The organism is Catenuloplanes niger (genome assembly GCF_031458255.1).
In the GTDB taxonomy this organism is placed as follows: Bacteria; Actinomycetota; Actinomycetes; order Mycobacteriales; family Micromonosporaceae; genus Catenuloplanes; species Catenuloplanes niger.
Genome location: NZ_JAVDYC010000001.1, coordinates 1,819,481 through 1,837,989, shown reverse-complemented (window position 1 = coordinate 1,837,989; position 18,509 = coordinate 1,819,481). Strand labels below are relative to the sequence as shown.

At 72.9% G+C, this 18,509-nt stretch carries 17 protein-coding genes; 6 read left to right on the top strand and 11 right to left on the bottom strand.

Annotated features, from left to right (window positions below):
- Positions 1 to 15 precede the first annotated feature (15 nt).
- Positions 16 to 231, top strand: coding sequence for a hypothetical protein (locus J2S44_RS07965; RefSeq protein ID WP_310410319.1), 216 nt, complete (start codon positions 16 to 18; stop codon positions 229 to 231).
- Positions 232 to 246: 15 nt separating this feature from the next.
- Here the strand turns inward: J2S44_RS07965 and J2S44_RS07960 are convergent, their stop codons facing one another.
- Positions 247 to 2,277: an ATP-binding protein gene (locus J2S44_RS07960; RefSeq protein ID WP_310410317.1), complete on the bottom strand. Its 2,031-nt coding sequence runs from the start codon at positions 2,275 to 2,277 to the stop codon at positions 247 to 249.
- A gap of 268 nt (positions 2,278 to 2,545) precedes the next feature.
- Positions 2,546 to 4,345 (bottom strand): carbohydrate-binding protein, encoded by a 1,800-nt coding sequence (locus J2S44_RS07955; RefSeq protein ID WP_310410316.1) that lies wholly within the window; start codon positions 4,343 to 4,345, stop codon positions 2,546 to 2,548.
- A 323-nt stretch (positions 4,346 to 4,668) separates the two neighbouring features.
- Between J2S44_RS07955 and J2S44_RS07950 the strand changes: the two genes are divergently transcribed.
- Complete coding sequence (locus tag J2S44_RS07950) at positions 4,669 to 5,634, top strand: helix-turn-helix domain-containing protein (RefSeq protein WP_310410314.1); 966 nt, start codon at positions 4,669 to 4,671, stop codon at positions 5,632 to 5,634.
- A gap of 880 nt (positions 5,635 to 6,514) precedes the next feature.
- Here the strand turns inward: J2S44_RS07950 and J2S44_RS07945 are convergent.
- Both J2S44_RS07945 and J2S44_RS07940 read right to left on the bottom strand, forming a co-directional pair.
- A complete protein-coding gene (locus J2S44_RS07945) occupies positions 6,515 to 7,975 on the bottom strand; it encodes an aminopeptidase P family protein (RefSeq protein WP_310410312.1) in 1,461 nt (486 codons plus the stop codon).
- Between the two features lie 123 nt (positions 7,976 to 8,098).
- A complete protein-coding gene (locus J2S44_RS07940; protein WP_310410310.1) occupies positions 8,099 to 9,049 on the bottom strand; it encodes a carbohydrate kinase family protein in 951 nt (316 codons plus the stop codon).
- A gap of 128 nt (positions 9,050 to 9,177) precedes the next feature.
- Here J2S44_RS07940 and J2S44_RS07935 point away from each other — a divergent pair, with 128 nt between their 5' ends.
- The gene (locus tag J2S44_RS07935; RefSeq protein ID WP_310410308.1) at positions 9,178 to 9,789 is read left to right on the top strand and encodes a superoxide dismutase family protein; all 612 of its coding nucleotides are present in this window, start codon (positions 9,178 to 9,180) and stop codon (positions 9,787 to 9,789) included.
- Between the two features lie 68 nt (positions 9,790 to 9,857).
- On the opposite strand, the gene J2S44_RS07930 is transcribed toward J2S44_RS07935, so the two are convergent.
- From J2S44_RS07930 to J2S44_RS07910, 5 genes are read right to left on the bottom strand one after another with little or no spacing between them, the layout of a single operon-like run.
- The gene (locus J2S44_RS07930) at positions 9,858 to 10,640 is read right to left on the bottom strand and encodes an MBL fold metallo-hydrolase (RefSeq protein WP_374727962.1); all 783 of its coding nucleotides are present in this window, start codon (positions 10,638 to 10,640) and stop codon (positions 9,858 to 9,860) included.
- Positions 10,641 to 10,698: 58 nt separating this feature from the next.
- Positions 10,699 to 11,112 carry a thioesterase family protein gene (locus J2S44_RS07925; protein WP_310410305.1) on the bottom strand — a complete coding sequence of 138 codons (414 nt, stop codon included), beginning with the start codon at positions 11,110 to 11,112 and terminating at the stop codon, positions 10,699 to 10,701.
- A gap of 47 nt (positions 11,113 to 11,159) precedes the next feature.
- Positions 11,160 to 12,668: a PH domain-containing protein gene (locus J2S44_RS07920; RefSeq protein ID WP_310410303.1), complete on the bottom strand. Its 1,509-nt coding sequence runs from the start codon at positions 12,666 to 12,668 to the stop codon at positions 11,160 to 11,162.
- Between the two features lie 2 nt (positions 12,669 to 12,670).
- Positions 12,671 to 13,180: a PH domain-containing protein gene (locus J2S44_RS07915; RefSeq protein ID WP_310429509.1), complete on the bottom strand. Its 510-nt coding sequence runs from the start codon at positions 13,178 to 13,180 to the stop codon at positions 12,671 to 12,673.
- A gap of 60 nt (positions 13,181 to 13,240) precedes the next feature.
- Entirely contained in the window at positions 13,241 to 13,459 is a 219-nt protein-coding gene (locus J2S44_RS07910; protein ID WP_310410301.1) for a hypothetical protein, read from the bottom strand.
- A gap of 284 nt (positions 13,460 to 13,743) precedes the next feature.
- On the opposite strand from J2S44_RS07910, the gene J2S44_RS07905 reads away from it, so the two are divergent.
- From J2S44_RS07905 to J2S44_RS07895, 3 genes are read left to right on the top strand one after another with little or no spacing between them, the layout of a single operon-like run.
- Positions 13,744 to 14,844, top strand: coding sequence for an AAA family ATPase (locus J2S44_RS07905; RefSeq protein WP_310410299.1), 1,101 nt, complete (start codon positions 13,744 to 13,746; stop codon positions 14,842 to 14,844).
- A 4-nt stretch (positions 14,845 to 14,848) separates the two neighbouring features.
- Positions 14,849 to 15,769: a DUF58 domain-containing protein gene (locus tag J2S44_RS07900; protein ID WP_310410297.1), complete on the top strand. Its 921-nt coding sequence runs from the start codon at positions 14,849 to 14,851 to the stop codon at positions 15,767 to 15,769.
- Positions 15,766 to 16,716 (top strand): VWA domain-containing protein, encoded by a 951-nt coding sequence (locus J2S44_RS07895; protein WP_307238308.1) that lies wholly within the window; start codon positions 15,766 to 15,768, stop codon positions 16,714 to 16,716. The genes J2S44_RS07900 and J2S44_RS07895 overlap by 4 nt, the downstream gene beginning before the upstream one ends.
- Before the next feature lie 200 nt (positions 16,717 to 16,916).
- Here the strand turns inward: J2S44_RS07895 and J2S44_RS07890 are convergent, their stop codons facing one another.
- Together J2S44_RS07890 and J2S44_RS07885 are read right to left on the bottom strand one after the other, a co-directional pair.
- On the bottom strand, positions 16,917 to 17,411 hold the full coding sequence (locus J2S44_RS07890; protein WP_310410295.1) for a nuclear transport factor 2 family protein: 495 nt from the start codon (positions 17,409 to 17,411) through the stop codon (positions 16,917 to 16,919).
- Between the two features lie 122 nt (positions 17,412 to 17,533).
- Positions 17,534 to 18,505 carry an aldo/keto reductase gene (locus J2S44_RS07885; protein ID WP_310410293.1) on the bottom strand — a complete coding sequence of 324 codons (972 nt, stop codon included), beginning with the start codon at positions 18,503 to 18,505 and terminating at the stop codon, positions 17,534 to 17,536.
- Positions 18,506 to 18,509 lie beyond the last annotated feature (4 nt).

Below are 18,509 nucleotides of genomic sequence, written 5' to 3'. Positions count from 1 at the left end.
CTCCGCGTTTGATCAGTGACGAAGATGCAGCTGTATGCGGCTGCCCGCATCGAGTGGTATCTGCTCGTCGAGCCGGACGCGACCGATCCGACTCGCATCACGATGTGGTTGTTCCGCCTACACGGTGATCACTACGTCGAACATGCGACGGCCGGGCCGGGGCAGGCACTCGTGTCCGCTGAGCCGTTCTCGATCGATATCGCCACCGAATCGTTGATCCTCAAGCGCTGACCGCCCACGCCGCTCTCAGGCTGTCGTCGGCGCCGCGCGGAGGAGGGGGAGTTCGGCGGTGACCTGGGTGCCGCGGCTGAGCTCGGAGGTGATCTTGATGCGGCCGGTGTGTGCCTCGATGATCTCCTTGACCAGGCTCAGGCCCAGGCCGGGACCCTCCACGGCCGCGCGGACCGCGTTCGACGCGCGGTAGAACTCGCCGAACACGCGGTCGACCTCCTCCGGCGGGATGCCGATGCCGGTGTCGCTGACCGTGAGCACGGACGTGCCGGCGTCGCCGACCTTGCGGGGCGGGATCGTGCAGCGGAGCGTGGCGGTACCGGACTTGGCGGTGAACTTGGCCGCGTTGTCCAGCAGATTGCGCAGCGCGTGCGCGAGCAGCTCCGCGTCGCCGCCGACCTCGGCCTCGTCGGCGCGGCAGTCGACCGTGAACGTGACCTCCTGCGACTCGAACCGCGGGCGGAACTCGTCCGCGACCGCGTTGACCACGTCCGCGATCGGCACCGGGCGGCCCTTCGCCTTCGCCATCCGCGGGCGGATCGAGGAGAGCGTGACCATGTCGTCGACCAGCGCGCGCAGCCGGTGCGCGTTGCGGTCGATCACGCCGATCATCTTCTGCGCGGGTGCGGGCAGCTCCGTCGGTGACTCGTCGATCAGCTCCAGGTAGCCCTGGATGCTGCTCAGCGGATTGCGGATCTCCCGGGTCACGTCGGTGAGGAAGCGCTCCTTGTGCTCGTCCAGCGCCTTGACCTCGGCCAGCAGCCGGTTCTGCTCCGCGTAGACCGACGAGTGGTGCAGCGCCCGGTCGATGTCCTCACGGACCAGCGCGAGCAGGCCCAGCTCACCGTCCGGGACCTCGTACTCGCGCGGGAACGCCATCGTCACCGTGCCGTTCGCGCCGTCGCTGCCGCCGATCTCCATCAGGATCCGGCCCTGGCGGAAGTGGATGCCGGGCGGCGCGTCCGGGTCCTGCTCCGACATGGCGGCGTCGATCCGGCCCGGAGCCTGGGTGAGCAGGCTCGGCGGCAGCGGCACCAGGCCGGGCGCGTGCCACTGCTTCAGGCGCATGCCGCCGGCCAAGCCGCTGAGCTGCACGTACACCCGGTCGGCGCCGATCACCGGGCCGAGCTTGTCGACCATCTCCTGGAGCACGGTGTCGATGTCCAGGTGCGCGCGGACCGCCACGCCGATCGTCCGGGCCACCTCGCGCATGTGGCCCTCGTGCTCGTGGCGTACCCGCAGCCGCTGATTCTCGACCGCGAGCCGGTTCACCCCGTTCGCCGCGTTCTGCACCTCGGCCGGCCCGAACACCGGCGCACGCTCGTGGTGGTCGCCGCGCTCCAGCCGGCGCAGCGTGATGCTCAGCGCACGCAACGGCCGGATGATGTCGCCGACCGCGCGGTACGCCAGGTACAGCGTGACCGCGACGGTGACCAGCGTGATCAGCGCGGAGACCGCGTTCACCAACTGGATCAGGTCCCTCGCGGCGGACATCGACGCGGTCATGTTCGTGTCGATCCGCGCCTGGGCCTGCGCGTTCGCGGGCGGGATCGCGGCGAACGCGGTGGCCGCCTCCGACACGTCGATCCGCTCGCCGTTCGCGACCGGCTCCGCGTACGTCTGCCACCACCGCTTGCCGAGCGTCTCCTGCCGGTCCAGCAGCGTACCGAGATCGGGGTCGGCGGCGCGCAGCCCACGCAGCCCGTCCACGGCGGCGAGGAACCCGGCCGTACCGGACGAGTAGGCGTCCATGAACGTGGCGTCGCCGGTCAGCTGGTAGCCGCGGATCCCGGACTGCACGTCGGTCAGCGACTGCAGCACCCGCGCGTTCGTCACGCCGGCCGGCGCCCAACGGTTCGCCACCTCGGTCATCTGCCGCGTCGCGTACTCCATCACCACGGCCCGCGCCACCGCGGTCAGCGCCAGCAGCACCACCAGGACCGAGAAGTAGAACGTCAGCTGCCGACCCGCCGACCGCCCCTCACCCGGCGCCGCGTCCCGCCGCCGGTTGCCCGTGTGCCTGTTCTTCGCCTCACGCGCTGCCATCGCCGCCGCCTGGGTCCGATCCGCTGGAATGGGTCTGCGGTGTCCCATCGGCCCGTCCGGGGCGTTTATGAGCTTTTGGGGCTTCTTTCTACGGCCTGTACACCCGCCAAGATCCTGATATTCCCACATCCGGCCTGGCTGAGGGCCGAATGCGCCGCCGTGCACTCCGCTCGGGACGGCGGGCGCTTCGGTCGGGACGGCGGGCACGGCGGTCGGCCGGGGCGGCCGCCGGCCCGTGATCCGTGGCCACCCCGGAACGGCGGGCCGGCTACGAGAAGGAGATCCAGTCCAGGTAGACGAAGTCGCCGGGGGCGCGGCTGACGAACGAGACGTACACCGTCCGGCCGCCGGTGGCGGACGTGCAGGAGACGCTGCGGGTACGCCACTGCGACCAGCCACCGGTGTTGTCCACCGAGACGGACGCGGCCGGGGCCGACCACGGGCTGTCGTAGCGGAGCTCGATCCGGCCGCTGCTGCCCGAACCGTTCGCGATGCGTGCCGTGAACGTGCGCACGCCGCCGCCGAAGTTGAGCGTGTCGAAGCGCAGCCAATCACCGTTGCTGACCGCGGAGACACCCCGGCCGCCGGAGGCGCCGTCCAACGAGGCCGCGGTCACGCCCCACTGCCACGCGAACGACTCCGCCTCGACCTGGCCGAGGCTGATGCCGTTACCGCCGTGCAGCGGGGGCGGCGTCGGCGTCGGCACACCCGGCGCCACGGGCGCACCGGTGGTCGGCACGGCCACGCTGGGCGACGCACCGGCGGCCGGCGTGGTCCCGGCCGGCCGGGCGGCCGCGGCCGCCCGGCTCGGCGGCGTCGTCACCAGGCCGTTGTCCGTGGGCCGGCCGGGCACGGGAGACTCGAACGGCGCGCTGGCCGGGGGCGCGCTGACCGGCTGCTCCGCGCTCGGCGTCCCGCCGGGCGCGCCCGGCGGCCAGTTGCGGTCGCCGCCGCCGGCCCAGTCCGCGCCACCGGGCGCGCCGGGCAGGCTGACCAGCAGCCACGCGGCGGCGACGATCAGGACCACCGCGATACCGACCCCGACCATCGCCCGCGACGGACCGCGGCGCCGTGCGGTCTCGGGCACGTCCGCGTCCGGTGCGTCCGGTGCGTCCGGTGCGTCCGGTGTTCCCGGCGCTTCCGGCCGGCCGGCAGCTGCGGAGCCGGAGGCGGTTGCCGCGGCGACGGCGTCCGCCCGTGCCGCGGGTGCCGCCGGCCGGGCGCGGTTGGTGGGCGGGCGCTCCCGCTCCTGCTTGGTGGTGCGGCCCCGAAGCGCGGGCAGGATGACGGTGTCGTCACTGCCCGGCGGAACCGCGGGGAGCGTCTGCGTGACCGCGTTCTCGGCGGCACTGTTCTGCTGTGAGCTGTCCTGTCGCGCGGTGCCGTCCTGCTGCGCGGCGCTGTCCTGCTGCACGGCGTGATTCTGCTGCACGGCGTGGTTCTGCTGCGCGGCGCGGCTCTGCTGTGCGCTGTTCTGTGGCGCGGTGCCGCCGTGCTGCGCGGCGTGGCTCTGCTGTGCGCTGTTCTGCTGCGCTGCGCTGTTCTGCTGCGCTGCGCTGATCTGTGGCGCGACGCCGCCTCTCGGCGCGGTGGTGTCCTTGTGCGCGGTGGCGCCGGACGCGGATCCGCCGGGGGCGGCGTGGCTCGGCGTGTGGGCGCCGGCCCGTTGCGCGGTGGCTCCGGGTGCTGTGCCGCCGGGCGTGGCGGTGATCGGCCCGGCAGGCTGCGCGGGGATCACCTGGGTGACCGCGTCGCCGTCCGAACCGGCTCCCGGCGTCACTCCGCCGGAGCCGGCCTTCGGCGCCGCGCCGCTGGCACTCGCTTGTGGTGCCGCGCCGCCGGGACCGGCTTGTGGTGCCGCGCCGCCGGGACCGGCTTGTGGTGCCGCGCCGCCGGGACCGGCTTGCGGTGCTGTGTCGCCCGAGCCGGTTTGCGGAGCCGTGCCGCCGGGACCGGCCTTCGGGGTCGCACCGCCGGGACCGGCCTTCGGGGTCGCGGCACCGGGCTGGCCGGTGACCGCGGTGGTGCCGGCCTCCGGTGCGGCGGTGCGCGGCTTGATCAGCGGCATCACGATCGTGGCCTCATGATCGATTCGGCCCGCGGACGGTGGCGGAGGTGTGCGCACCGACTCGGATGCGTCACCGTCCGTACGCCGTCCACCAGGTATCTCGGGCTCGGTGTCCCGGCCCGAATCGCGACTCGGCATCGGCTTGAGTTCTCCCTTGTCCCGCGGCGCCGCTGATCGTACTGCGCCGTCCGGGCCGCGCGTCGACCGCGATACGATCTCGGCATTCCGCATCGAGGGTGCTGCATATCGTGCTCGGTCGCCAGGCGTGACAACGTTTCCGGGCCGCCGCGGCGTCTCGTCGGCATGGCGACCACGGCATCCCGATGATCCGCATCTGGCTCGGCCCCGACGACCTCGCGCGCACCCGGCTGCTCCCGGCACCGCTGCCGCTGCACGAGGTCTTCATCGGCGTCGCCGCCCGTACCGTCCAACCCGGTCGTGAACTGCGGGATCTGGTGCACCCGGCCGCGTTCCCGGACTTCCTCGCGCCGCTGCCGGACACGCCCGCGCCGGAGACGCTGGACGACTCGCTGCGCCGCCTGACCGGTGCCGGCCGTCCGCGGGTGCGCCGCGAGCTCATCGGATTCACCGGTGGCGTGCTCAACGCCTGGCACCACCGTCTCGCCGCCGGCGACCGCCCCGCGTTCCGCCGCCTGGCCGACGCCATCCGCCGGCACCACGACCGGCACACCGCGCCCGCCAGTTCCGGTGCCGCGGCCCACGTCCAGCGGGACGTCCGGGCCAAGACGCGGGACCTGGCCGCGACCGGCGTCGAGGGCCTGTTCGCCACGATCCATCCCCGGGTCCGCTGGCACAACCCGGTCCTGATCGTCGACACCGCCCACGATCTGGACCTGCGCCCGAACGGCGCGGGCGTCACGCTCATCCCCTCGGTCGCGGCCACCCGCCCGTGGGTCGGCACCGACCCCGGCGCTGTCTTCATCGCCTACCCGGTCACCGAGCCTCCCGCCCCCGGTTCCGGCCCCGGCGCGCCCGCCGCCGTCGTGACTCCCCGGCCCGCGCGCGGCGCGGCTCCGCCGGCCGTTCCGGGGGACCCGCTGGCCGCGCTCCTGGGACGCTCGCGCGCCGCCCTGCTGCGCGCCGCCACCGACCCGCCGTGCACCACGTCCGACCTGGCCCGGCGGGTCGGCATCAGCCTCCCCTCGGCCTCCCAGCACCTGTCCGTCCTCCGCGCGGCCGGTCTGCTCCTCACCACCCGCCACGGCAACGCCGCCCACCACGTCCCGACCTCCCTCGCCTACTCCCTCCTCTCCACCGCCTCGCCGTAGCCACCGGTCCCGCTCGACCACCACTCCCGCTGGATCACCGGTTCGCTGCGACCACCGGTTTCGCGTCGGGTGGCAGTGCTATTTCGCGATATTTCGGGCGCGAAGCGCCCGGCTCCACCGTCGACAGCCGGCCTCCGGCCGTTCTCTCCGGAGCAGCATCGACCTGGTCACGGGTGACGTGCCGGTCCTGTGGCGATGTCCGTGCAGCACGCATCCCGCTGTCGCCGTGGCAACATGCGCGGCTCGATCGCGCCACCACGTGGTTCCCGGAAGGTGAGTACCGCTGGCGTGCGTGGCTCGGCGGCGCCTGGCGGCCCACGAGATGTGGCTGTCGTGAGTGGGCGCGGCCTCGGTGGGACGCCGGGAAATCCACGGATGCGGTAGCCGCTGGCGGGCGCGGCTCGGTCAAGCGCCGCCGGGCCTACGGGAGGTGGCTGCCGTCGGCGTGCGCGGCTCGGTCGGGGCGCCGCGGGGCCTACGGGAGGTGGCTGCCGTCGGCGTGCGCGGCGCGATCGGGGGGCGCGGCCGCCCACGAGATGTGGCTGCCGCCGACGCCTGCGGCCACGCCGGATTCGAGAACGGGCTTGCGATGGGCTCTCGGCCGCTTCGCGCCGGATGGGGGAGCAGCGGGGAGCGTCCGGCACGGCCGATGTGCGGGGAGATGTGTGCGCCGGATGCCGACAGGCGCGTCCGGCGTGCCGGAGCGTCTCGCGCCCGGACAGGCTTCTCACGCGCCCGGGGAAGCGTCCGGCGTGCCCGGACCGTCTCGCCGGAGGGGCGTCCGGCGTGCCCGGACCGCGTCTCGCGCCGGGAGGGCGCTGGAGCGTCGAGGGTGGGAAGTGGGTGGGGCGTCCGGTGTGGCCGGACGCCCCGGGGTACGTCAGGCGCCGGGGAGGCGGGGGCCCTCCGCGCGCTGGGCGGCGAGCCAGGTCTCGACCTCGGCGGACGTGCGGGGCAGGCCGGCCGAGAGGTTGACCGCGCCCTCCGCGGTGACCAGGACGTCGTCCTCGATGCGGATGCCGATGCCGCGCAGTTCCGCCGGGACCAGGTCGTCCTCCGGCTGGAAGTAGAGGCCGGGCTCGACGGTGAGGACGAAGTTCTCGCCGAGCTCGCCGTCGCGGTAGCTCTCCTTGCGGGCGTGGGAGCAGTCGTGGACGTCGATGCCGAGCATGTGGCCGAAGCCGTGCAGCGTCCAGCGGCGGTAGACGGTCGACTTCGGGTCCATCGCCTCGTCCGCGCTGACCGGGAGCACACCGAGGTCGGAGAGGCCCTCGGCGAGCACGCGCATGCAGGTCTCGTGCACGTCCTTGAACTTGACGCCCGGCTTGATCAGGTCGATGCCGGCCTGCTGGGACGCGTGCACGATGTCGTAGACCTGGCGCTGCAGCGGGGAGAACGTGCCGTTGACCGGGACGGTCCGGGTGACGTCGGCGGTGTAGAGGTGGTTGCCCTCGACGCCCATGTCCATCAGCAGCAGCTCGCCGGGCGTGGTGACGCCGTTGTTGCGGACCCAGTGCAGGATCGTGGCGTGCGCGCCGGCGCCGACGATGGAGCCGTAGCCGACGTCGTTGCCGTCGTGCCGGGCGCGCAGGCCGAAGACGCCCTCGATGAGGCGCTCGGAGACGCCGCGGTCGGCCGGGATGACGCGGACCGCGTCCTCGAAGCCGCGCACGGTGGCGTCGATCGCGGCCTGCAGCTGCGCGATCTCCCACTCGTCCTTGACCAGCTTGAGCTCGGAGATGGTCCAGGCGAGCTCGCGGTCGCGGGCGCCGGCCTTCTCCGTGTCGAACGGCCGGATCGCGGCGTCGACGCGCGGGTCGAGGCGGCGCAGCACCCGGGTGCGGGCGGGCGCGCAGCCGGCCAGCGCGGCCTCGGCGTCGCGCAGTGCGGCGGTCTCGATGCCGAGCAGCGTGGACTTCTCGGCGAGTGTGTGCCGGCGGCCGACCCACAGCTCGCCGTCGCGGCTGCGGAAGAACTCGTCGGTCTCCCGGGACGAGCGCGGCCGGGTGTAGAGGACCGCGTCGTGACCGTCCCCGGACGGCGTCATGATCAGCACGCTGTCCGGGTCGTGGTCGCCGGTCAGGTACGCGAAGTCGCTGCCGGGCCGGAACGGGTGGTCGGTGTCGTTGGCCCGGACCTTCTCCTGGCCGGTCGGGATGACCAGCGTCTCGCCCGGGAACGCGGCGGACAGCCGGGCGCGGCGGGTGGCGTAGCGCTCGGCCTCGGGCCGGGCCGCGACCGTGAGCGAGTCGTCCCGCCAGCCGGAGCGCATGAACTGCAGCAGCGCCTCCGGGAAGTCGGGGTCGTGCGACTCCGTCTTCGGGGCCTCTTTCTCGGCCATGGGACCTGCCTCCCGGGGGGATGAGTGCCGGCGACGGCGGGCAGGAGGGGGTGATCTGCCGCGCCGAGGATTGTCCTCCCGACGTTACCGCGTCGGCACGCCCCCCGGCGTACCCACCCGGCGCTAATTGATCTTCGTGGTGGGGGCCCAGCGGCGGCGCAGGTCCTCCGGCGTGGGCATCGCGACGGCGCCACCGACCCGTTCGCAGACCAGCGCGGCGACCGAGAGCGCGAACTCGACGTGGTCCCGCCAGGCGGCGTGGCCGGCGGGCCGGCCGCCCTCGATCAGCCGGTACGCGAGCGCGGCCATCACGGAGTCGCCGGCGCCGGTCGCGTCCACCGCGTCGACGGCCGGTGCGGGCACGAACGACTCCTGGTCCCCGGTGGAGACCAGCGCGCCGCGGGCACCCGCGGTCACCACCACGACCGGTGCGCCCAGCGCGTGCAGCCGGCGCGCGGCCTCGGCGGGCGCGGCGCCGTAGAGGCCCTCCGCGTCCACCGAGCTGAGTTTGACCAGGTCGGCGCGCGCGGTGAACTCGGTGACCAGCGCGCGCTGACGGTCCCAGGCCGCGTCGTCCGGCAGCAGCCGCGGCCGCACGTTCGGGTCGAAGATCCGCAGCGGGCCGTCGGTGGCCCAGGCCGCGCGGGCCGCGTCCGCGAACGGTTCGCGGAGCAGGCTGATCGAGCCGCAGTAGAGCACGGCCGCGCGCGCGGTCAGTTCGGCCGGCAGGTCGGCGGGGCGGTAGAGCGCGTACGACGGTGGCTCGCCGTAGAACCGGAAGTCCGGGTCGGCGCCGTCGAACGTGGCCACCGCGAGCGCGGTCGGCGCGGTGACCCGGGCCACCGCGCGGGTGCCGACGCCGGCCTCGGTGAGGAACGCCTCGATCCGGCCGGCGAGCACGTCGTCGCCGAGCGCGCCGCCGAACTCCGCCCGGCCGGGGCCGGCCAGCCGGGCGATGCCGGTCGCCACGTTGAGCGGCGCGCCGCCGATCACCTGACGGTAGACGGGCAGACCCTCGTGCTCGGTCTCCAACAGGTCGATGAGCGCCTCGCCCAGCACGACCGCGTAGGTCATTCGGTGCCTCCCCGGATCAATTTTCTCCCGATCCTCCCAGGCCATCCGCACCATCGGCGAGTGGAACCCTGGAACAATGGGCACTGAAATATCATGATTTGTCGGATTCAGGGGTGAGGAGTGGGCGGATGCGACGAGCACTGATGGCCGGGCTCGGACTGGCGGGACTGCTCACGGCGGCCACCGGCTGCGGGTCGGAGGACCGGGACACCGCGCTGCCCTCGGCGCCGTCCACCGCGTCGGTGCTGCGCGCCTACGCCGAGGGCGGGACGTTCGCGGCCTGGGCGGCGGACCAGACCGCCGTCACGTACGATCCCGCGCTCGTGCCGATCGGCGCGAGCGCGCTGGTCACGGTCTCACCGGCGGTGGTCGACACGATGGTCCAGCTGGACGTCGAGGGTCTGCTGCCGTCCCGCGCGTACGGCGCGCACCTGCACACCAACGTCTGCGGCGCGAAGGGTGACGACGCCGGCCCGCACTACCAGCACCACCAGGACCCGAAGGCCGCCGCCTCCCCACCGTCCGTGGACCCGTCGTTCGCCAACCCCAGCAACGAGGTCTGGCTCGACTTCACCACGGACGTGGCCGGCACCGCGTCCGTCACCACCACGGTCGCCTGGCGCTTCGACCAGGTGAAGCCGCCGCGCTCACTGGTCATCCACGCCGAGCACACCAAGACCGCCCCGGGCAAGGCCGGCACCGCCGGCACCCGCCTCGCCTGCATCACGCTGCCCGAATAGCCGGGATCGGGGTTGGCCGGCCGGTCGTCGGAACGATCGGGCCGGCCACCCCGGTCACCGGGCCGGCGTCAGGAGAGGGACGCGTAGGCGCGGCGGGCCGCGGCGAGCGCGGACTCCTCGGTGAGGCCGAGCGTGGTCTTCGCCAGGACCGCGCGGGCGGCGTCCTCGACCGGGGCGCCGTCGCCGTACGCCTCGCGGAGCGTCCACTCGACCGTGGCCAGCTCCTCGTGCTGCGCCTTGACGAAGTCCGGCGTGACCGGGGCGCCGTGGCCGGGCACGATCGTGATCAGCGGGTCCAGGCGGAGCAGCGCGGCGACCGTCTCCGGCCACTGCAGCGGGTACGAGTCGTCGCCGTAGGACGGCGGCGCCGACTCCTCGACCAGGTCGCCCGCGATCACCACGCCCGCGTCCGGCACGTGCACCACGATGTCGCCGGCGGTGTGGCCGTGGCCGAGGTGCTTGAGGTGCACCAGCCGGCCACCGAGGTCGAGCGGGATCTCCTGGGCGAACGTGTCGGTCGCACCGCGCACCTCCACCCGGGCCAGGTCCGCCGCGTGCACCGGGTCGCTCTCCGACCAGCGCGCGATCCAGGCGGCACGCTGCTCCTCCGCGGTCGCCAGCAGCAACCGGTTCGCCTCCTCGTGCGCCCACACCGGGCGCATCGCGTCGGCCAGCGCGGCGTTGCCGAAGGCGTGGTCGAAGTGGTGGTGCGTGTTCACCACCGCCCACGGGAAACTGGTGATCGCCCGCGCGGCCTCGCCCAGGTCGGCGGCCTGCCGGCCGGTGGCGAGCGTGTCGACGAGCAGCGCCTCGCCGTCCCCGACGATCAGCGTCGAGTTGACGTCCAGCATGGGGTAGCGGAGCACGTAGACACGATCGGCGACCTCGACGAACCTCACGGATGACCCTTCAGTCGAACGCTCTGGACAGGAAACGTTGCCGGTCGACCAGCATCCGCTCGACGCGGCCCTCCGCGATCACCCGACGCTCCTCGTACGGCACGTCGGCGACCTCGGTGACGTGCACGTCGAACACCAGCCGGCGACCGTCGGCCGAGGCCAGCGTGGCCTGCGCGGCGACGACCCGGCCGATCGGCGTGGGCGCCAGGTGCGTCAGCTCCACCCGGACGCCGACCGTGGTCGTGCCGCTCGGCAGCTGCCGGGCGGTCGCGGCCACCGTGGCGGTCTCGGCCAGCGCCAGCACCCGCGGCGTGGCCAGCACCGGCACGTCGCCGGAGCCGAGCGCCTGGGCGGTGTCGGAGTCGCTGACCGTCAGCTCGACGCGGGCGGTCAGGCCGGGGGCGAAGACCGGCTGCTCTTCCATGGCCACAGCCTATGCGCAACACACACCGGCGCGCCGTGCAGGATCCGTCAGGATCCCGTCGCCGCAGCCTGGGCCGCGTGCGCGCGGGCGGTCAGCGCGGCGGCCAGCGCCCACGCCTCGTGGATGTCCCGGTCCGGCGCCTCCGCGCCGGCGCCGCCCGCGGTGTCGACGTGCACGGTGGCCAGCCGCAGGCGCCGCTGCAACGGCCCCTGCACCACCCGCACGCTCTGGATCCGCGTGTACGGCACGGCCACCAGCTCGCGGGTGACCACGCCCCTGGTCACCGTGAGGACCCGCGCGTTCAGGCCCACGCCCATCCGCGACCAGGCGAACGGGTGCAGCCAGCGGACCCGCGCGGGCGGCGGCTGCACCCGGACCGTGGCCAGGTCGAGGCCGGGCATGGCGAGTGCGACGAGCCGCCGGCCGGTCTCCGGGTCGCCGACCGGGAGCAGCCGGTCGGACTGCTGCTCGTTGCCGTCGCCCGGGCCCGCGACGCCGGCCACCGAGAAGCGCACGCGCAGCCACGACTTGGCCCGCCAGAACAGCGGCCAGGTGACGGTCACGGCCTGCAGCCGGTGCAGCGGCACGGTCTGGTTGCGCGTCTCCAGCAGCCCGTACGCCATCCGCAGGCCGCGGCCCTCACCGTTGAGCGGGGTGTCCCACAGCCGAAAGCCCCAGTCGTTGAGCACCCGGCGCGCCGGGGCCAGCATGACGCCGCCGACCGCCGCCAGCGTGGAGAAGATCGCCACGAGGTTGAAGTTGCCGGCGAAGCTGAACTGGACCAGCACCGACGCCACGCCGAGCGGCAGGAAGAACGTCTGCGGCGTGAGCACCTGACTCAGCACGAGATCGGCGTTGCGCACCGCGTGCAGCGGAAGATCACGATCCGCCCGGGGGTACGCGGTGGGCGCCGCCACCGCCGACGGCGTTCCCGGGTGCTCCGCCCCGGGAGTCACGCGGGTATCCGTACCGGCGAAGAGGTGTTGATCGTGAACTCGGCCGGACAGGTGCACCAGGCGCTCGCGGAGTGCTTCCGCGTCCGCGACCGTGAGGAACGCCAGCGGTGCCTCGGTCTTCCCGCCGCCGACCACCTCCAGCCGCAGTTCGGCCAGGCCGGTCAGCTGCGCCAGCAACGGACGCCGCACCTCCACCGTCTGCAGCCGCTCCAGCGGGATCGCCCGGGTGCGCCGCCAGAACAGGCCCTCGTGGATGCGCAGCTCGCGGCCGACCACGTGATAACCGGTGTTCGCCCAGTTGACCAGCGAGAAGACCACGGCGCCGACCGAGATCACCGCCAGCATGACGCCGAAGCGCTGCCAGCCGAACTCGGAGGCCTGGGACAGCGAGATCGCGCCGACGATCACCACGAACGTGCGGGCACCGTTCAGCAACGGGCTCAGCGGGTGCAGGCGCCTGCGCGGCGGGACCGCCGCCTCGTCCGTGGGCCGGCCGGCGGTGGGGGATGCGTCGGTCGGTGGTTCGTCGGTCGGTGGTTCGTCGGTCGGTGGTTCGTCCGCGGGCCGGTCCGGAAGCGGTGTGCGGTCCGTCTCGGTCATCGTCACAGACCCTCGGCGCGGTCCGCGCCCAGCGCGGTCAGCCGGTCGCGCAACCGGGACGCCTCGGCCGGCCGCAGCCCCGGCACCTTCGCGTCGCTGGCCGCCGCGGCCGTGTGCAACTGCACCGTGGCCAGGTCGAACGAGCGCTCCAGCGGGCCGGCGGTGACGTCCACGAACTGCATCCGCGCGTACGGCACGATGGACAGCCGGCGCACCAGCAGCCCGTGCCGGACCAGCAGGTCGCGCTCGCGCTCGGCGTAACCCCAGGCGCGCACGGCCCGGCCGATCACGATCGCCCGCCACACGCCGAAGAGGAGCACCAGGCCGAGCCCCACGCCGAAGATCCAGTGGTCCACCAGCACCCAGCCGGCGACCATCGCGCCCAGCATGATCACCAGCAAGATCGCGAGGCGCACCAGCTCGACCCAGATCAGGTCGTGCGACACCGGGCGCCAGTCGACCGTGTCCGGCCACGGCTCCAGCGCGTTGATGCGCACTTCGCCGCTGTCCATGGGTGCGGGCGTCTCAGTCACGGCATCCACGGTAGTCGCCGTACGCCGGGAACGCCGCGTTCAGAACGGCTCGACCGCGCGGAGGAACCGGCGGGCGTCGAGGAACCCGGAGAGGTGCTCACGATGATCGTCGCAGGCCAGCCACGTCTTGCGACGGTCCGGGGTGTGCAGCGCGGGATTGTTCCACAGCAGCCGCCACGACGCCGGGCGTTTGCAGCCCTTCGCGGAACAGATCGGCTCCGCGGGCTGGTCCGCCGGCGGCTCCTGGGGCCCGGTCATCATCACGAACCCCGCGTTTCCCGATGCGGCTGATGGGTCGCCGGGCAGCCACGGGGGAAGCCGCCCGGCGACGGCTGAAATGGTACACACGGGACCGTGGCACCTGTCCACCCACCCACGGCGAGTCCTCCCGGAGACTCCCGGCGTACTCCCAGCCCGGTGTCAGGCAAGTGTGGTTGTCTCAAGCGGCCGGAATCGGGACGTGTCACGCTTGGTGTGTCCCGCGGACTAGCCTTTGATCAAGAGAACGACAACTCGTACACGTCCCACGTTGTGGAGGACCGGTGGCCGAAGAGACCACGCCCGAGGTGCCCGTTTCCGACGGTGAGCCGGAGGCTCCGCCGGCTCCGCAGGGCACCACTCCGGCGCAGGACGCCACCCAGGTCGAGCGGGCGCTCTTCGAGGTCAAACGCGTCATCGTCGGCCAGGACCGGATGGTCGAGCGGATGTTCGTGGCGCTGCTGGCCCGCGGCCACTGCCTGATCGAGGGGGTGCCCGGCGTCGCCAAGACGCTCGCGGTCGAGACGCTGGCCAAGGTGGTCGGCGGCACGTTCTCCCGCGTCCAGTTCACGCCCGACCTGGTCCCGGCCGACATCGTCGGCACCCGGATCTACCGGCAGTCCAGCGAGAAGTTCGACGTGGAGCTCGGCCCGGTCTTCGTGAACTTCCTGCTCGCCGACGAGATCAACCGCGCGCCCGCCAAGGTCCAGTCCGCGCTGCTCGAGGTGATGGCCGAGCAGCAGGTCTCGATCGGCGGCGAGAGCCACCGCGTCCCGCACCCGTTCCTGGTGATGGCCACGCAGAACCCGATCGAGCAGGAGGGCGTCTACCCGCTGCCCGAGGCGCAGCGCGACCGCTTCCTGATGAAGATCGTGGTCGGCTACCCGACGGACGCTGAGGAGCGCGAGATCGTCTACCGGATGGGCGTACGCGCGCCGGAGCCGATGGCGATCTTCACGCCGCACGACCTGATCAAGCTGCAGCAGAAGGCCGACCAGGTCTTCGTGCACAACGCGCTGATCGACTACGCGGTCCGGGTGGTGCTCGCCACCCGCGACCCGGCCGCGCACGGCATGCAGGACGTGGCCCGGCTGATCCAGTACGGTGCCAGCCCGCGCGCCTCGCTCGGCATCGTCCGCGCCACCCGCGCGCTCGCGCTGCTCCGCGGCCGGGACTACGCGCTCCCGCAGGACATGCAGGACATCGCGCCGGACATCCTCCGCCACCGGCTGGTGCTCAGCTACGACGCGCTCGCCGACGACGTGCCGGCCGACCACGTGGTCGCCCGGATCATGGCGACCGTCCCGCTGCCCACGGTCACCCCGCGGCAGGGCGCCACCCCCGGCGCGCAGACCACACCGGCCGGCTGGCCGGGGGCCCGGTGATCGGATGATCCGGGGCATCGCGCCGGCCGAGTCGACTCGCTCCGAAGCGGTCCTCGCCCGGCTGCAACTGCTCGTCACCCGGAAACTCGACGGCCTGTTGCAGGGCGACTACGCCGGCCTGCTCCCCGGCCCCGGCACCGAGGCCGGCGAGTCGCGGGAGTACTCGCCCGGCGACGACGTGCGCCGGATGGACTGGCCGGTCACCGCGCGCACCACGGTCCCGCACGTGCGCCGCACCGTCGCCGACCGCGAACTGGAGACGTGGCTCGCGCTGGACCTCTCCGCCAGCCTCGACTTCGGCACCGCCCGCTGGCTCAAACGCGACCTCGCGGTCGCTGCCGTCGCCGCGATCGGCCACCTCACCGTGCGCGGCGGCAACCGGCTCGGCGCCGTCATCGGCACCGGTGGCAGCACCCAGCGCCGGCCCGCCCGCCCCGGCCGGAAGGAGGCGCAGGGCCTGCTCCGGCACGTGGCCGCGCTGCCCAGCACCCCCGGCCGCTCCGACCTCGGCGAGCTCGTCGACCTGCTCAACCGGCCACCCCGCCGGCGCGGCGTCGCGGTGATCATCTCCGACTTCATGTCCGACCCGGCCACCTGGACCCGGCCGGTGAAGAAACTCGCGGTCCGGCACGACGTGCTGGCCATCGAGATCGTCGATCCGCGCGAGCTGGAACTGCCGGACGTCGGCGTGCTCGCCGTCGTCGACCCGGAGACCGGCGCCGTGCACGAGGTCCAGACCTCCGACCCCAAGCTGCGCCGGCGGTACGCTGAGGGAGCCGCCGCGCAACGTGCGGCCATCGCGTCCGCACTGCGCGGCGCCGGCGCGGCCCACCTGCGGCTGCGCACCGATTCCGACTGGCTGCTCGACATGGTTCGCTTCGTGGCCGCCCAGCGGCACGCCCGGACCCGAGGGACGACCCGATGATTCGCTTCCTGGAACCGTTCTGGCTGCTCCTGGTGCTGCCGGTGCTCGCCACCGCCGGCGCCTACGTCTGGCGGCAACTACGCAAGAGCACGGTCGCGGTCCGCTTCAGCAACGTGGAACTCCTGCGCACCCTCGCCCCCAAGGGCCTCGGCTGGCGCAAACACATCGGCCCGACCGCGTTCCTGCTCGCGCTGCTCACGCTGGCGCTCGGCATGGGCCGCCCGTCCGTCGACCGTGAGGAACCGCTCGAACGCGCCACCATCATCCTCGCCATGGACGTGTCCCTGTCCATGCAGGCCGACGACGTGGCACCGAACCGGCTCGAGGCCGCACAGGTCGCCGCCAAACAGTTCGTCGGCGAACTCCCCGAGACGTTCAACGTCGGCCTGGTCTCCTTCGCCAAGTCCGCGAACGTGCTGGTCGCCCCGACCAAGGACCGCTCCGCCGTCCGCGCCGCCATCGACGGCCTCACGCTCGCCGAGGCCACCGCCACCGGCGAGGCCGTCTTCACCTCCCTCGACGCGATCCGCTCCGTCCCCGCCGACGGCGCCGAGGGCGCCCCACCGGCCCGCATCGTCCTCCTCTCCGACGGCTACCGGACATCCGGCCGCTCGATCGAGGAAGCCGGCGCCGCCGCCGTCGCCGCGAACGTCCCCGTCTCCACGATCGCGTTCGGCACCGACAGCGGCATCGTCGACATCGCCGGCGAACTCCAGCCCGTACCGGTCGACCGCTACTCGCTCGCCCAACTCGCGGAGGCCACCAAGGGCTTCTTCTACGAGGCGGCATCGGTGAGCGAGCTGAAGCAGGTCTACGAGGACATGGGCAGCTCGATCGGCTACCGGATAGAGCCACGCGAGGTCACCCAGTGGTACGCGGGCTTCGCCCTGCTGCTCGGCCTGGTAGCGGCGGTCTGCAGCCTCCTCTGGTCCTCTCGGCTGCCGTAGCGCCGGTTTCCATCGCGCCGGTTTCCATCGCGCCGGTTTCGCCTTGCCGGTGCGGTGCAGGGCGCCTCCGGCGGGCCTCGGGTTCCGGGGAGAGGCGTTTCGTCCCGTGTGACTGGCGGGCGTCCCGCTCCATGGCGAGTCGGCCGTCGAACGTACGTGGGAGCCCTTATGGCGCGTGCACAAGGGCTCCCACGTCGGAGCTAGTTCGCCGTCGGTTCGAGAGCCTCGGCGACCGCCCAGGAATCCTCGAACATGTGGTAGCGGGTGATGAGCCCGTTGCGGACTTCGATGTCATAGGCGAAGTCGGTGGTGATGTCTCGGCCGGTGGAGAGCACCGTGGTCTTCAGGTCGCCGAGCAGGACGCACCGGTCCCCGTCCCCGATGATGGTGTCGATGGTGAACTGTTCGACCTTGGCCATCTGGCCGAGCTCGGTGTAGAACTCGGCGACGCCGGCGCGGCCCTCCCGGGGGCCGATCCACGGCACGACCGCAGTGTTGCCCGGAATGGACCAGTCCACCTTCTCGTCGAAGCGCTCGGCCAAGGAGGTCGGCGAGGCGCCGGCGAGCAGTTGATCGAACAGGGCGGTCGCCACCGTCCGGCAGGACGGATCCGAGGCTGCCGACGAGGGCGCGCTCGTGGCCGTTTCCTGCGCGGAGGTGCATGCGCCGAGGAACATGAGCACGGGTGCGGCCACGGCGACGAGTGCGGCTCGGGTCCAGCGTCGGCGTCCCGGCCGGGACGACGGAGAAGACTTTTCGTTGCTTGCCATTTTTGGAATCACTTTCGGGTGGTGGTGAAAGGGGGCTGGGTACTTGCTCAGCGGTCGATGGCGGCCATGCCTGCTTCGTCATGACGGTCACCGAGGGCCGGGGCCAGCACGTTCAGACGGGTGACCTGGTCCTCGGTGAGCTCGATCGCAGTGGCGGCGGTGTTCTCCTCCAGTCGGTCGGTGCGGGTGGTGCCGGGGATGGGAGCGATGTCGTCGCCTTGGGCGAGTAGCCAGGCGAGGGCGACCTGCGCCGGGGTGGCTTCCGCCTCGGCGGCGACGGCGTGGACCTCGTCGACGATGTGCAGGTTGCGTTCGAGGTTGCCGCCGGTGAAACGCGGATTGGTGCGCCGCCAGTCGTCGGCGTCGAGGCCGTCGAGTGAGCGAATGGTGCCGGTCAGGAATCCGTGCCCGAGCGGGGAGTAGGGCACCAGCCCGATGCCCAGTTCACGCAGCACCGGCAGGATCTCGGCCTCGGGGTCACGGGTCCACAGGGAGTACTCGGTCTGCACCGCGGCGATCGGGTGCACGGCATGCGCCCGCCGGATGGTTGCCGGTCCCGCCTCGGACAGGCCGATATGGCGGATCTTGCCCTCGGCCACCAGTTCGGCGAGTTCCCCGACGGTCTCCTCGATGGGCGTGTCAGGGTCGACGCGGTGCTGGTAGTACAGGTCGATGTGGTCGGTGCCGAGCCGCTTGAGCGACCCTTCGACAGCGAGGCGGATATTGGCCGGAGTGCTGTCCGCGCCGGGCCGGCCGGTGTGGGAGACGAGGCCGAATTTTGTGGCCAGCACCACCTCGTCACGGCGCCCTCGGATGGCCCGGCCGACCAGGTCCTCGTTGGTGAAGGGCCCGTACACCTCGGCGGTGTCGAGGTGGCTGACGCCGAGGTCGAGCGCGCGGCGGATGGTGCTGATGCCTTGTTCGTCGACGCGTCCGGCGCCGGTGTAGAAGACCGACATGCCCATCGCGCCCAGTCCGATGCGGGAGACCTTGAGGCCGCCGAGCGACGTGGTTTCCATGGTG

Bases quoted from the DNA above. Each gene is read 5' to 3' on its own strand.
- J2S44_RS07960 (WP_310410317.1), bottom strand. From the start codon at position 2,277: ATGGCAGCGCGTGAGGCGAAGAACAGGCACACGGGCAACCGGCGGCGG.
- J2S44_RS07940 (WP_310410310.1), bottom strand. From the start codon at position 9,049: ATGACCTACGCGGTCGTGCTGGGCGAGGCGCTCATCGACCTGTTGGAG.
- J2S44_RS07935 (WP_310410308.1), top strand. From the start codon at position 9,178: ATGCGACGAGCACTGATGGCCGGGCTCGGACTGGCGGGACTGCTCACG.
- J2S44_RS07915 (WP_310429509.1), bottom strand. From the start codon at position 13,180: ATGGACAGCGGCGAAGTGCGCATCAACGCGCTGGAGCCGTGGCCGGAC.
- J2S44_RS07930 (WP_374727962.1), bottom strand. From the start codon at position 10,640: ATGCTGGACGTCAACTCGACGCTGATCGTCGGGGACGGCGAGGCGCTG.
- J2S44_RS07945 (WP_310410312.1), bottom strand. From the start codon at position 7,975: ATGGCCGAGAAAGAGGCCCCGAAGACGGAGTCGCACGACCCCGACTTC.
- J2S44_RS07910 (WP_310410301.1), bottom strand. From the start codon at position 13,459: ATGACCGGGCCCCAGGAGCCGCCGGCGGACCAGCCCGCGGAGCCGATC.
- J2S44_RS07920 (WP_310410303.1), bottom strand. From the start codon at position 12,668: ATGACCGAGACGGACCGCACACCGCTTCCGGACCGGCCCGCGGACGAA.
- J2S44_RS07900 (WP_310410297.1), top strand. From the start codon at position 14,849: ATGATCCGGGGCATCGCGCCGGCCGAGTCGACTCGCTCCGAAGCGGTC.
- J2S44_RS07895 (WP_307238308.1), top strand. From the start codon at position 15,766: ATGATTCGCTTCCTGGAACCGTTCTGGCTGCTCCTGGTGCTGCCGGTG.
- J2S44_RS07955 (WP_310410316.1), bottom strand. From the start codon at position 4,345: ATGCCGCTGATCAAGCCGCGCACCGCCGCACCGGAGGCCGGCACCACC.
- J2S44_RS07925 (WP_310410305.1), bottom strand. From the start codon at position 11,112: ATGGAAGAGCAGCCGGTCTTCGCCCCCGGCCTGACCGCCCGCGTCGAG.
- J2S44_RS07885 (WP_310410293.1), bottom strand. From the start codon at position 18,505: ATGGAAACCACGTCGCTCGGCGGCCTCAAGGTCTCCCGCATCGGACTG.
- J2S44_RS07950 (WP_310410314.1), top strand. From the start codon at position 4,669: ATGATCCGCATCTGGCTCGGCCCCGACGACCTCGCGCGCACCCGGCTG.